Origin of the sequence: Streptomyces sp. NPDC048254 (genome assembly GCF_043201895.1) — a bacterium.
In the GTDB taxonomy this organism is placed as follows: Bacteria; Actinomycetota; Actinomycetes; order Streptomycetales; family Streptomycetaceae; genus Streptomyces.
Genome location: NZ_JBICZJ010000001.1, coordinates 184,347 through 197,593, shown reverse-complemented (window position 1 = coordinate 197,593; position 13,247 = coordinate 184,347). Strand labels below are relative to the sequence as shown.

General features: G+C 71.7%; 11 protein-coding genes. 9 read left to right on the top strand and 2 right to left on the bottom strand.

Features of this window, described 5'->3' with window-relative positions; genetic code table 11:
* Nucleotides 1-141 precede the first annotated feature (141 nt).
* From ACGFZQ_RS00875 to ACGFZQ_RS00855, 5 genes are all read left to right on the top strand, one after another.
* On the top strand, nt 142-2,079 hold the full coding sequence (locus ACGFZQ_RS00875) for an N-acetylmuramoyl-L-alanine amidase (RefSeq protein WP_393838570.1): 1,938 nt from the start codon (nt 142-144) through the stop codon (nt 2,077-2,079).
* Between the two features lie 116 nt (nt 2,080-2,195).
* Complete coding sequence (locus ACGFZQ_RS00870) at nt 2,196-3,371, top strand: serine hydrolase domain-containing protein (protein WP_393838569.1); 1,176 nt, start codon at nt 2,196-2,198, stop codon at nt 3,369-3,371.
* A gap of 126 nt (nt 3,372-3,497) precedes the next feature.
* On the top strand, nt 3,498-4,004 hold the full coding sequence (locus ACGFZQ_RS00865; protein WP_351701139.1) for a SigE family RNA polymerase sigma factor: 507 nt from the start codon (nt 3,498-3,500) through the stop codon (nt 4,002-4,004).
* A gap of 29 nt (nt 4,005-4,033) precedes the next feature.
* Entirely contained in the window at nt 4,034-5,326 is a 1,293-nt protein-coding gene (locus ACGFZQ_RS00860) for a hypothetical protein (protein WP_393838568.1), read from the top strand.
* 131 nt (nt 5,327-5,457) lie between these two features.
* A complete protein-coding gene (locus ACGFZQ_RS00855) occupies nt 5,458-5,760 on the top strand; it encodes a hypothetical protein (protein WP_393838567.1) in 303 nt (100 codons plus the stop codon).
* A gap of 153 nt (nt 5,761-5,913) precedes the next feature.
* Here ACGFZQ_RS00855 and ACGFZQ_RS00850 read toward each other — a convergent pair whose 3' ends face one another.
* Entirely contained in the window at nt 5,914-6,873 is a 960-nt protein-coding gene (locus ACGFZQ_RS00850) for a helix-turn-helix domain-containing protein (RefSeq protein WP_351745345.1), read from the bottom strand.
* 144 nt (nt 6,874-7,017) lie between these two features.
* Here ACGFZQ_RS00850 and ACGFZQ_RS00845 point away from each other — a divergent pair, with 144 nt between their 5' ends.
* The 4 genes from ACGFZQ_RS00845 (at nt 7,018) to ACGFZQ_RS00830 (ending at nt 11,264) form a co-directional block, all read left to right on the top strand.
* Nucleotides 7,018-7,488 (top strand): DUF2269 family protein, encoded by a 471-nt coding sequence (locus ACGFZQ_RS00845; protein ID WP_393838566.1) that lies wholly within the window; start codon nt 7,018-7,020, stop codon nt 7,486-7,488.
* A 60-nt stretch (nt 7,489-7,548) separates the two neighbouring features.
* Nucleotides 7,549-9,030: an alginate lyase family protein gene (locus ACGFZQ_RS00840; RefSeq protein WP_393838565.1), complete on the top strand. Its 1,482-nt coding sequence runs from the start codon at nt 7,549-7,551 to the stop codon at nt 9,028-9,030.
* Nucleotides 9,031-9,204: 174 nt separating this feature from the next.
* Nucleotides 9,205-10,899 carry a cytochrome c oxidase subunit I gene (gene ctaD / locus ACGFZQ_RS00835; RefSeq protein WP_393838564.1) on the top strand — a complete coding sequence of 565 codons (1,695 nt, stop codon included), beginning with the start codon at nt 9,205-9,207 and terminating at the stop codon, nt 10,897-10,899.
* Nucleotides 10,896-11,264, top strand: a complete 369-nt coding sequence (locus ACGFZQ_RS00830) for a cytochrome C oxidase subunit I (RefSeq protein WP_351745358.1) — start codon at nt 10,896-10,898, stop codon at nt 11,262-11,264. Before ctaD ends, ACGFZQ_RS00830 begins: the two co-directional genes overlap by 4 nt.
* A gap of 463 nt (nt 11,265-11,727) precedes the next feature.
* Here the strand turns inward: ACGFZQ_RS00830 and ACGFZQ_RS00825 are convergent, their stop codons facing one another.
* Nucleotides 11,728-13,230, bottom strand: a complete 1,503-nt coding sequence (locus ACGFZQ_RS00825) for an MFS transporter (protein WP_393838563.1) — start codon at nt 13,228-13,230, stop codon at nt 11,728-11,730.
* Between the last annotated feature and the right edge of the window lie 17 nt (nt 13,231-13,247).

Here is a 13,247-nt window from a genome sequence, read left to right as displayed (position 1 = left end):
CTGCCAGGCGCCGACGGACGAAGCCCCGTGTAGGTCGCGGAGTTGCGCATACCGGCCCGGTCGATGGACCGATGAACCGATGTCCCGTCGCGTGCATCCTCCATTCCGTCACTTGATCCTCCGAGGTCCGAGGACCCTTTCATGAGCCCAAGCAATCCCCGACGTCAAGACGCGTCGAAGTCCCGCCGTCCGGCCCTGCTGACCGCCGTCGCCGCGCTCGCCGTTGCGGGTGGGGCGGCCGTGCCGGTGCCGGCGCTGGCCGACGGCGGGACCGCGGACACCGGGGCCACGCTGCAGCAGGAGTTCGCGGCCGCCGCCGACGCGTACCACGTGCCGCGTCAGGTGCTGCTGGCGGTGGCGTACCAGGAGTCGGCCTGGGACACGCACGCCGGGCAGCACAGCACGGACGGCGGCTACGGGCCGATGAATCTCACAGACGTCACCCCGGCGATGATGGCCGGTGGCGACGCGGGCGCGGCGGGCCGCCACGAGCTGAAGCAGATGTCCGCGGATCCGGCCCTGCACACCGTCCAGGCCGCCGCGAAGCTGACCGGGCTGTCGGTGGAGGAGTTGCGTAGCGATCCGGCGGCCAACATCCGCGGTGGTGCGGCGCTGCTCGCCTCGTACCAGAAGGCCGTGACCGGGTCCGGTTCGAAGGACTCCGCGGACTCGGCGGATCCCGGCAACTGGTATGCGGCCGTGGCCCGTTACAGCCAGTCCACCGAGCGGCAGGGCGCCGCGGCCTTCGCCGACCGTGTCTTCGGCACCGTGCGGAAGGGCGCCCAGCGCACCACGGCCGACGGCGAGCACGTGAAACTGGCGGCTGACAGCGTTGTCGCACCGGCCACCGGCCAGTTGGCGTCGTTGGAGCTGAAGTCCGCGGCGGACACGGGCACCGAGTGCCCGACCACCGTCGCGTGCACGTTCGTGGCGGCGGCGCCGTCCAACGGCCAGGTCTCCGACCGTCCCGCCAACGGCATCCGGATCGACAGCATCGTCATCCACGACACCGAGACGTCGTACGACACCGCCATCAGCCTCTTCCAGAAGCCGGGCGGCTCCGCCTCGCACTACGTCATGCGGTCCTCCGACGGTGCGGTGACGCAGATGGTGCCCACGAAGGACCTCGCCTTCCACGCGGGCAACTACTCCACCAACATGCACTCGATCGGCATCGAGCACGAGGGCTACGCCGCGCACGGTGCCACCTGGTACACCGAGGCGCAGTACGAGGCCACGGCCGAGCTGGTGAAGTACCTCGCCGGCCGTTTCGGCATACCGCTGGACCGCGAGCACATCGTCGGCCACGACAACGTCGCGGGGCCGAACTCGTCCCTCGTGTCCGGCATGCACTGGGACCCGGGCCCGTCCTGGGACTGGAACCACTTCATGAGCCTGGTCGGTGTGCACACCGGGCGGCACGGCGTCGGCCCGGTCGGCTCGGTGGTGACCATCGCCCCCCGTTTCGCCGACAACCTGCAGACCGTGCAGATCTGCCCCTCCGACGACCCGACCGGCGCCACCACCGCGTGCACCGAGACGCAGCAGCCGTCGGACTTCGTGTACCTGCGTACTGAGCCCAGTGACACCGCTCCCCTGTTCGGGGACCAGGCGCTGCATCCGGGCGCGGCCGGTACCGACCGGATCAACGACTGGGGCAGCACGGCGGTGGCGGGACAGCAGTTCGTGGTCGCCGGGCGGGACGGCGACTGGACGGCGGTCTGGTACAGCGGCGCGAAGGTGTGGTTCCACAACCCGCACGGCTGCAACACCGCGCCGGCCCACGGCGTGAAGGTGATCACGGCGGCCGGCAGCTCCCCGGTGGCGGTGTACGGCTCCAGCTACCCGGACGCCGCCGAGTACCCGGCGGGCCTGTCGCCGTCAACGCAGGCCCCGTTGAGCATGTACTCCGTCCCGGCCGGTCAGGCCTACGTGGCCACCGTGGCGCCGTCCCTCACGGACGACTTCTTCCCGTCCAGCGGCAGGGTCGTCACCGGCGCCAAGGCGATGTACACCATCCAGTACAACCACCGGGTCGGCCTCGTGTACGCCTCGGACGTCACGGCCACGGACGGATGACAGTCCTCTGACCGCATCCCGAAGGGGGTCGGGGGTGTCCAGGGGCTCCGGCCTCCTGGACACCCCCTGGCTGTATAAGGCATGGACTTGCACGGCCGTGGTGCCAGGATGAGGGCATGACGACAATCAACGGGGAAGTCGCGGCCGGGTTCGAGGGCGTGCGGGAGGCGTTCGCCGCCAACTTCGAGCAGCGCGGGGATGTCGGGGCCGCCGTATGCGTGTACCGGGACGGGCGGCCCGTGGTGGATCTGTGGGGCGGGGTCGCCGATCCCGACACCGGGCGGCCCTGGGAGCGGGACACCCTGCAGCTCGTGTACTCCGCGACCAAGGGAGTCACCGCCACCGTCGCGCATCTGCTCGCCCAGCGTGGGGAGTTGGATCTCGACGCGCCGGTGGCCGCCTACTGGCCGGAGTTCGCGGTGAACGGCAAGGCGGAGATCCCGGTGCGGTGGTTGCTGTCGCATCGGGCCGGGGTGGTGACCGTGGAACCGCCGGTGCCGTTGGAGGCGGCGTTGGGGTGGGAGGCGATGGTGGAGGCGCTCGCCGTTCAGCGGCCCGCGTGGGAGCCGGGGACCGCGCACGGGTATCACGGGCGGACCTTCGGGTGGCTGGTCGGGGAGGTGGTCCGGCGGGTGTCCGGGCGTACGCCGGGGCGGTTCTTCGCCGAGGAGGTCGCGGGGCCGCTCGGGCTCGACTTCTTCATCGGGCTGCCGGCGGCCGAGCGCGGCCGGGTGAGCCGGATGGTGTATCCGAAGCCGGAGATCGATCTGAGCACCGTACCGCTGGATCTGGTGCCGCCGGAGGCGCGGGAGTTGGTCGCCGCGTTGCAGGATCCGGACTCGCTGAGCAACAGGGCGTTCGCCGTCACCGATCCCGCCGAGATCGACTTCAACTCGGCCGAGGTGCAGGCCGCGGAGCTGCCCGCGTCCAACGGGATCGGTACGGCGCGGGGGCTGGCGCGGATGTACGCCGCGCTGATCGGGGAGGTGGACGGGGTGCGGCTGTTCACGCCGGAGACGCTCGCGTCCGCGACCGCGGAGCAGGCCGCCGGGGTGGACAAGGTCATCATGATGCCGATCCGGTACGGGTCCGGGTACATGCTGCCCGTCGAGACCAGCCCGCTGACCGGTCCTCGCGCGTTCGGGCATCCCGGGCGCGGCGGGTCGCTGGCCTTCGCCGACCCCGAGCACGGCATCGCCTTCGGTTACGTCATGAACAGCATCGTGGAAGGGGCGGAGGACCCGCGTGCGTCGGCGCTCGTCGACGCGGTGCGGGAGGCGCTGGCCCGGTGACCGGGGGACGGGAAGGGGAGAACGGGAAGCAGTGAGCCGCCCCTGGGAATTCTTTGAAACATTTTCCCCGGCCCACCGCATCAATGAGGTGGACCGGCAGAGCGCCGGGGACGGGGGAGGTTCTGGATGGGGCAGGGGCCTGGAGAGGACTTCGCCGAGTTCGCCGCGGCGCGGGCCGGGCATATGTACCGGTCCGCCTGCCTGCTCACGGCCGGGGACACCCATCTCGCGGAGGACCTGGTGCAGGAGGCCCTCGGGCGGATCTACCTCCGGTGGGGCCGGGTCTCCCGGGTCGGGAATCCCGCCGGGTACGCGCAGACCGTGCTCACCCGGACCTTCCTCGCGCACCGGCGCCGGTTCAGCAGCAGTGAGCGGGCCAGGGACTCGTTCCCCGAGCTCGCCGACACCGGCGCCGATCCCTCGCTCCGGCTGACCCTCCTCGACGCGCTCGCGCGGCTGCCCGCCAAGGACCGGGCCGTCGTCGTCCTGCGGTACTGGGAGGACCGGTCGATACACGAGACCGCGGACACGCTCAACATGAGTTCGGCCGCCGTCCGTACCCGGTGTGTGCGCGCCCTCGCGCGGTTGCGGGAGCTGCTGGGCGAGGACCTCGCCGAGTACGCCCGTTCCTGACCTCGATCTTGTGGAAACGGTGGTTCGTCATGCCCGTGGAGCAGCAGCACAGCGACGGCAACAGCAGCAGCGATCCTTTCGAACTCCGGCTCTCCGCCGCCCTGCACGAGGCCGGGGACACCTTCGACACCGACCGGGGCGCGCTCGCCGCCGCCGGTACGGTGCGGGGCCGGCGGCTACGGCTGCGGCGGCGGACCACCGTGCTGGGCGGCGCCGCCGGTGTCGCGCTGGCCGGCGTGGGCGGTGCGCTGCTGGTGCCCTGGGGCGGGTCGTCGTCCGGGCGGCCGCTCGCCGCCGTGAGCACCACCCCGCGCGTCACCCAGTCCCCCACCGCCCCCGCCACCCGCGCCGTCACCTCGGACGACATGATCCGCACGCTGGAGAAGCTGCTGCCGAAGGGCGACTTCAGCAAGGCGCAGGGGCGGGGCGTCGACAAGAACGCGCCGCTCGTGGCGCCGTACGCGCAGCTCGTGTACGACGACGGTCGCGGCGCCGCCGCCATCAGTGTCTCCGTGAACCGGGTGCTGCCGGGCGGGTCCGACGCCCGGCAGGCCGTCCAGTGCCCCGACAAGGTCTACATCCCGTACGACAGTTGTGTCACCAGCCATCTGCCCGACGCTTCCGTCGTCACCGTCCTGAAGGGGTACGAGTATCCCGACCGGCGGGTGGACACCAAGCTGTGGACCGCGAACCTCGTCACCCCGGACGGCCATCACGTCACCGTGAGCGAGTGGAACGCCGCCGCCGAGAAGGACGCGCCGATCAGCCGGGACCAACCTCCGCTGTCCGCCGCCCAGTTGAAGACGCTCGCGGCCGCAGGGGACTGGCGTGGGGTCGTCGACGCGATTCCGGAGGATCCCCGGCAGACCCAGGAGCCGCCCACGGGGCAGGACGACGGTGACGGCGGCAAGGCGATCCGGGGGACCCTCACCTCGCTGATCCCCAAGGGGCTCAAGGTCGTGGCGCACGCGCAGGATGACGACGGCCAGTTCACCTACCTCGTCGTCGACGACGGCAAGGGCAGGAGTCTCGTCCAGATCAATGTGCAGCCGGACATGTCCGACGTCGCGGGGGATCTGTTCGGGGCCGGGTCCGAGACCCTCCCCGACGGCACCCAGGTCGCCGAGCGGAAGGCGCCCGGGGAGAAGGGGGGCGACGGGGTCGTCATGTGGACCGTCGACACCATGCGCACCGACGGCTTCCGCGTGGTGATCAGCGCCTTCAACTCCGGCTCCCAGCAGACCGCCGCGACCCGCTCCGCCCCGGCGCTGACCATGAAGCAGCTGCGCGCCATCGCCCTCAGCCCCAAGTGGCGGTCCTGACGGCCGCGGTCGTCTCCTTGGCGGAGCAGGGTTGACACGGGTCGACTCATGTTCGGTCCGTGCCGCCGCCTCCGAGTTAGCCTCGGGGAATCCAGCCAGAAGCTGGCAGAAGGTGGCAGAAGGAGACAGGCATGGCCAGGGTTCCCAGTTCGGTGATCGCCGCGAGCGGGCTTGTCGGAGGGTACGGCGTGGCCCGGTGGACGAGGAAGCGGCCGCTGGGCGGGGCCGTGCTGGCCGTCGCCGGGGCCGCCGCCGCGCAGCAGTGGCGGCAGCGGGCGGGCGGGAAGGCCGCCGGGGCGCTGTCCGTCGCGTATGTCGCCGCGTTCGCCGGGTCGCATCCGCTGGCCAAGAAGGTCGGCGCCTGGCCGTCCGTCTTCGGCGTGGCGGGCGCGGTGGCACTGGCGTCCTGGGCAGTCGCCGACCGACGCGCCTGAGCGGCATCCGCACCGGCGAGCATCCACGCCGGGAAGCGTGCGCGCCGCGGAAGACCCGGCGGAACGTCCAGGGAGCATCCGCCCTGCGGAGCACTCAGCGGCACGCCTAGGAGGTATCCGCCCCGGAACACCCGGCGGTACCCGGCGGAACGCCTAAGACGCGTCCGCGCTGCGGAACGCCCGGCGGTATGCCTGTGGGCTCGTGCCGACCACCCTGCGGAAGCGTTCCCGGAAGGCTGTCGGGGAGCCGAAGCCCGACTGGGTCGCGATGCGTTCGACGGGGTGCGCGGTGGTCTCCAGCAGGTGCTGCGCCCTGCGTACCCGCGCCCGGTGCAGCCACTGCAGCGGGGTCGTGCCGGTCTGGTCGCGGAAGCGGCGGTTGAGGGTACGGGTACTCATGCCGGCCCGCGCCGCCACCTCCTCCAGGGTCAAGTCCCGGTCGCAGTTGTCCTCCAGCCAGCTCAGCAGCGGCTCCAGGGTGGCACCGGCCGGGGCCGGCGGCTGGTCGTGGACGATGAACTGGGCCTGGCCGCCCTCCCGTTCCAGCGGCATGACCGACATCCGGGCCGCGTGGGCGGCGACCGCCGAGCCGTAGTCCCTGCGGATCAGGTGCAGGCACATGTCCATGGCCGCCGCCGCGCCCGCCGAGGTCAGGAACTGGCCGTTGTCGACGTACAGGACGTTCGGGTCGACGTCGATGTCCGGGTGCAGCGCGGCCAGGGTGTCGGCCGCGACCCAGTGCGTGGTGGCGCGCAGGCCGTCCAGCAGGCCGGTGGCCGCGAGGACGAACGCCCCGACGCAGACCGACGCGATCCGCGTGCCGTCCGCCGCCGCCGCGCGCAGGGCCTCGGCGACCTCGGCCGGCAGGGCGCAGGCGGGATCCGCGACGCCCGGCACGATGATCGTGTCCGCGTCGGCCAGCGCGTCCAGCCCGTACGGCGCCCTGACGGTGAACGCGCCGCCCGCCGCCGTCACCTCGTCCGCCGGCCCGCACACCCGCACCCGGTAGGCGTCCCGGCCGTCGGGCAGCCGGGCCCAGCCGAAGGTGTCGATCGGCACGGTGAAGTCGGACGGGATGACCTGGTCCAGGACCAGTACGGCGACGGTGTGCATGGCAGGAACGTACCTCTTCGACGGGTTGCCGCCAATCCAGGGCGCATGTCCGTACCTCTGGAGACGTATGGCTGGCGAGAATCCGTCGAGTAGTGGCAGTATCGCCGCTTCTGCAAGATCCTCCGGCCGCCTACGGTCGAGGCCGTGACCAAGTTCCTCCTCGCCGTCCATGTCCTCGCGGCGATCGTCGCGATCGGTCCCGTCACCGTCGCCGCCAGCATGTTCCCGCCGGCCGCCCGGCGCGCCATCGAGGCACCGGACGACGTCCGGGCCGCCGAGACCCTCCGGCTGCTGTACCGGATCTGCCGGGTGTACGCCGTCGTCGGCGTCGCCGTCCCCGTGTTCGGGTTCGCCACCGCGAGCAACATGCATGTGCTGGGCAGCGCCTGGCTGATCACGTCGATCGCGCTCACCGCCCTCGCGGCCGTCGTCCTCGCCGCGCTGGTGCTGCCCCGGCAGAGCGCGCTGGTGGAGGGGGTCGCGGAGGACGGCGCGAAGGGTGCCACGCGGCAGGCGACGGCCCGACTCGCCATGTTCACCGGGGTGTTCAATCTGCTGTGGGCCGTCGTGACGGTCCTGATGATCGTGCGGCCGGGGTCGACGACCGGCGCCTGAGCAACCGGCTCCGGGTTTCTGTTATCGGGACCGTGCCGGTCCGTCTCCCAGGGCATGCACATGACTCGACAGATCAGCCGCCGGAGTCTGCTGAAGTCCTCGGGAGTGGCGGTGGGGGCCGCCGCGGGGATCGCCGCGGCGGGCCGTCCCGCCGCGGCGGCCGACGGGGCCTTCGCACATCCCGGCCTGCTGCACACCCGTACCGATCTCGGCCGCATGGCCGCCAGGGTGAAGGCGGGCGCCGCGCCCTACTCGGCCGGGTTCGCCCGCCTCACCGCCAACCGGCACGCGCAGAGCGGCTGGCAGGCACGGCCGCAGGCCGTCGTGTACCGGGGCTCGGGCACCCCGGAGAACTACGCGCTCCTCTACAACGACATCCACGCCGCGTACCAGAACGCCCTGCGCTACCACGTCACCGGCGAGAGCGAGTACGCCGACACCGCCGTCGCCGTCCTCAACGCCTGGTCGTCCACCCTCACCGCGGTCAACGGGTCGGCCGACCGGTTCCTGGCCGCCGGGCTGTACGGCTACCAGTTCGCGAACGCCGCCGAACTCGTCCGTGACCACGGGGACTTCGAACTCGCCCGCTTCCAGGAGATGCTGAGCAAGCTCTTCGGCGCGGTCAGCGACGACTTCCTCGTCCGGCACAACGGCGCCGTCGTCTCCAACTACTGGACCAACTGGGACCTCGCCAACATGGCCTGCGTCCTCGCCACCGGCATCTTCTGCGACGACCGCGCCCAGGTCGCCCGTGCGGTCGACTACTTCAAGCACGGCGACGGGCTCGGGGCGATCAAGAACGCCATTCCCGTGGTGTACGACGAGGAGGCGGACGGCGGACTGGGCGAGTGGCTGGAGGCCGGGCGCGACCAGGGGCACGCGCTGCTCGGGGTCGGGCTCATGGGCACGTTCTGCGAGATGGCCTGGAACCAGGGGATCGACCTGTACGGGTACGACGACAGCCGGTTCCTCAAGGGGGCGCAGTACGTCGCCAAGTGGAGCATGGGCGGGCAGGTGCCGTTCACCGCGAGCACGCGGCGCAAGGGAGCGATCGGGGGGTGGTCGGGGAGTGAGACGGTGACGGCCGCGGCGGGCGTCGATCCGTCGATGACGCGGCCCATCTGGGCGCTGATCGCCAACCACTACACCAGGCGGCGGGGCCTGCCGGCGACGTACGTCACCCGGATCGCGGCGAAGGCCGCGCCGGAGGGCGGCGGCGGGGACTACGGGCCGAACAGCGGGGGGTACGACCAACTGGGCTTCGGGACTCTGACGTTCACGCGGGACCGGACGGAGGCGGCAGGGGGTGCGGCGTCCTCCCCGAGTCCGACGGCACCGGCATCGGCACCGGCTTCCGCGCCCGCTTCGGCGTCCGCGTCCGCGTCGTCCTCCCCGTCGGTCATGGGCAAGGGCGGCGACCTCGCCGCCACCGGCTCCGGTGACGTCGTCGGATGGACCGCGGCCACGGGGATCACCGCGCTGGCGGGCGGGCTGCTGTTGCTGCGCAGGCGAGGGCGGGAGCGCGGGCGCCGGGCCGGCTAGGGGCCGTCCGCCGGGGCCGGGCCGGCGCCGGGCTTGCTCCACTCGTGGGTCCTGACCGCCCGTTCGGCCGTACGGCGGGCGGCTCAGGGCTTCTCTCCCCGCTCCGAACGGCCAGGATGGCCGGAGAGTCAGCCATGGTGCGGGGGAACCGCGAGCGTCTGGAGACACACACAGGTGACCGTTCTCAACGACCCCGAGCACTCGGCCGTCCCGCATTACGACAGCGAGGTGCCGCTGCGAGGCCGACAGCCCGGCAACGTGGTCATCAAGTGGCTCACCACCACCGACCACAAGACGATCGGCACGCTGTATCTGATCACGTCGTTCGCGTTCTTCCTGATCGGCGGTGTGATGGCGCTGCTGATGCGCGCCGAACTCGCCCGGCCGGGCCTGCAGATCGTCTCGAACGAGCAGTTCAACCAGGCGTTCACGATGCACGGCACGGTGATGCTGCTGATGTTCGCGACGCCGCTGTTCGCCGGCTTCACGAACTGGATCATGCCGCTCCAGATCGGTGCGCCGGACGTCGCGTTCCCGCGGCTGAACATGTTCGCCTACTGGCTCTACCTGTTCGGCTCGACCATCGCGGTGGGCGGCTTCATCACCCCGCAGGGCGCGGCCGACTTCGGCTGGTTCGCCTACACCCCGCTGTCGGACGCGGTCCGCTCACCGGGCCTCGGCTCCGACATGTGGATCATGGGTCTGGCCTTCTCCGGCTTCGGCACCATCCTCGGCGCGGTCAACTTCATCACCACGATCATCTGCATGCGCGCCCCCGGCATGACCATGTTCCGGATGCCGATCTTCACCTGGAACGTGCTGCTGACCGCCGTCCTGGTCCTCTTCGCCTTCCCGGTCCTCGCCGCCGCGCTGTTCGCGCTGGAGGCGGACCGCAAGTTCGGCGCCCACGTCTTCGACGCGGCCAACGGCGGCGCGCTCCTGTGGCAGAACCTCTTCTGGTTCTTCGGCCACCCCGAGGTGTACATCATCGCCCTGCCGTTCTTCGGCATCGTGACCGAGGTGTTCCCGGTCTTCTCGCGCAAGCCGGTCTTCGGCTACATGGGCCTGGTCGCGGCCACCATCTCGATCGCCGGGCTCTCCATCACCGTGTGGGCCCACCACATGTACGTCACCGGCGGCGTCCTGCTCCCCTTCTTCGCTTTCATGACCTTCCTGATCGCGGTGCCCACCGGGGTGAAGTTCTTCAACTGGATCGGCACCATGTGGAAGGGCTCGGTGTCGTTCGAGACCCCGATGCTGTGGGCGACGGGCTTCCTCGTGACGTTCCTGTTCGGCGGTCTGACCGGGGTCATCCTGGCCTCGCCGCCGATGGACTTCCACGTCTCCGACTCGTACTTCGTGGTGGCCCACTTCCACTACGTGGTCTTCGGCACGGTCGTCTTCGCGATGTTCTCCGGCTTCCACTTCTGGTGGCCGAAGATGACGGGCAAGATGCTCGACGAGCGCCTCGGCAAGATCACCTTCTGGACGCTGTTCATCGGCTTCCACACCACGTTCCTGGTCCAGCACTGGCTGGGCGCCGAGGGCATGCCGCGCCGGTACGCCGACTACCTGGCGACCGACGGCTTCACCACCCTGAACACGGTCTCGTCGATCGGTTCGTTCCTGCTCGGCCTGTCGATGCTGCCGTTCCTCTACAACGTGTGGAAGACGGCCAGGTACGGCAAGCCGGTCGGCGTCGACGACCCGTGGGGCTACGGCCGTTCGCTGGAGTGGGCGACCTCCTGCCCGCCGCCGCGGCACAACTTCGTCACCCTGCCGCGGATCCGCAGCGAATCCCCGGCGTTCGACCTGCACCACCCGGACATCGCCCTCGCCGAGGCCGAGGCCCACGGCGTCCACTCATGACCGACGCGGGACACCGGGTGGGCGGCAGGCCGCAGCAGGGATCCGACGGAGACCTCGCCAACGAGGTGGAGGGATACCTGCTGTGGCAGGCCAGGATCGCGGAGGCCGAACAGCGGGCCCGGGAGTTCACCGGGCGCCTGGACTGGCTGACCACGGCCCAGCGTGACGAGGTCGAACGCCACTACGTCGAGGACAGCCTCAAGCGCGCCCGGCAGGACCTCGAACGGATCGCCGCCCGGTGTGTCTCCCTGCGGGGCGAGTACGAGCGGCGGTACCGCGGGCTGCGGGCACGCTGCGCGGGATGGGCACTGGCCGTGTGCACGGGCGTCGCCTTCCTGGCGGCGGCCGTGTCACTGGGCCGCTGACAGCCCGCCCCTTCGGCCACGCGGCCGGGCCACTGGGCGGCCGTGCCGCTGCGCCACCGGGCCGCTGCGCCACCGGGCCGCTGCGCCACCGGGCCACCGCGGCGCCGCGCCGCCCTGCCGCCAGGCCGCGGGCCGCCGAGCCAGCCGTGCGGCCGCAGGCGCCGCCGCGCCGCCCTGCCACCGTGTCGCCGCGCCGCGGGCCGCGGGCCGCCGCGCCGCCCTGCCACCGTGTCGCCGCGGCGCCCTGCCGCCGGGCCGCGGGGCCGCGGGCCGCCGAGCCAGCCGTGCGGCCGCAGGCGCCGCCGCGCCGCCCTGCCACTGTGTCGCCGTGTCGCCGCGCCGCGGGCCGCCGCGCCGCCCTGCCACCGCGCCACCGCGCCACCGCGCCGCGGGCCGCCGGGCCAGCCGTCCGGCCGGAGGCCCCTGTCCCCCGCCCCCACCACCCGTACCGCCTCCACCGCCCCTACGCGGACGCCTTCGCCGCTCCGCCCGGTGGCGCCGCCGTCAGCGGGGTCGCGATGTCCTCCAGCGACCGCCGCTCCGCGTTCACCGCGCACACCGCCGCCACCAGCCCCGCCGCGCACATCAGCCCCGCCCCGATCTGGAAGGCCAGCACCGTGTCGGCCACCTTCCCCGTCCCCGTCAGGTCGGCGAACAGCAGAGGCCCGCTGATGCCGCCCGCCGCCGTGCCCAGCGCGTAGAAGAACGCGATCGACATGGCCCGCGTCTCCATCGGGAAGATCTCGGACACCGTCAGGTACGCGCTGGACGCTCCCGCCGACGCGAAGAAGAGGACCGCGCACCAGCACGCCGTCAGCGTGCCCGCCGTCAGCACGCCCCGGCCGAACAGCCAGGCCGTGAGGAAGAGGAGCAGCCCCGACCCGAGGTAGGTCGAGGAGATCATCACCTTCCTCCCCACCGTGTCGAAGAGCTTGCCCAGCAGCAGGGGGCCGAGGAAGTTGCCGACCGCGATGACCGCGAAGTAGTAGCCGGTGTCCCCCGTCGGCACGTCGAAGAACTTGGTGAGGATCACGCCGAAGCCGAAGGTGATCGCGTTGTAGAGGAACGCCTGGCCGACGAAGAGGGAGAAGCCGAGGACGGCCCGGCGACGGTAGTCGTGGAAGACCGTGCGGGCGATCTCCCGGAAGCTGACACCGGACCGCTGGTGGATCACCAGCTCGCTCGCCGGTTCGGGGAGCGGCTCGCCCTTCTCGGCCTCCACCTGACGCTCGATGGAGGAGACGATCTCCTCCGCCTCCCGCTCCCTGCCGTGGATCAGCAGCCAGCGCGGGCTCTCCGGGACGTTCCGTCGTACCAGCAGGATGACCAGGCCCAGGACCACCCCCAGCGCGAAGGTCAGGCGCCAGCCCACGTCCTTCGCCAGGAAGTCCGTGTTCAGGGCGACGATCGAGAGCAGCGAGCCGCCGACCGCACCCACCCAGAAGCTGCCGTTGATGATCAGGTCGACGCGGCCGCGGTAGTACGCCGGGATCAGTTCGTCGATCGCGGAGTTGATCGCCGCGTACTCGCCGCCGATGCCGAAGCCGGTCAGGAAGCGGAAGGTGAAGAACCACCAGGGAGCGAAGGAGACCGAGGTCAGGGCGGTGGCGGCCAGATAGACCACCAGGGTGATCATGAAGAGCTTCTTGCGGCCGTGGCGGTCGGTCAGGCGGCCCCAGAAGAGGGCCCCGGAGCAGGCGCCGGCCACGTACAGCGCGGCCGCCATACCGGTGACCTGGGACGACGAGATCGCGAGCCCGCTGCCCGGTTCCGACAGGCGGCTCGCGATGTTGCCTACGACCGTGACCTCCAGGCCGTCCAGGATCCAGACCGTGCCCAGGCCGATGACGATCGTCCAGTGCCAGCGGGACCAGGGCAGGCGGTCCAGGCGGGCCGGGATGCGGGTGGTGATCGTCCGGCCGCTGCCGCCCACCCCTTCCACGCCCACGTCCGCACCCGTAGCCATCCGCGCCTCCTCGGCCG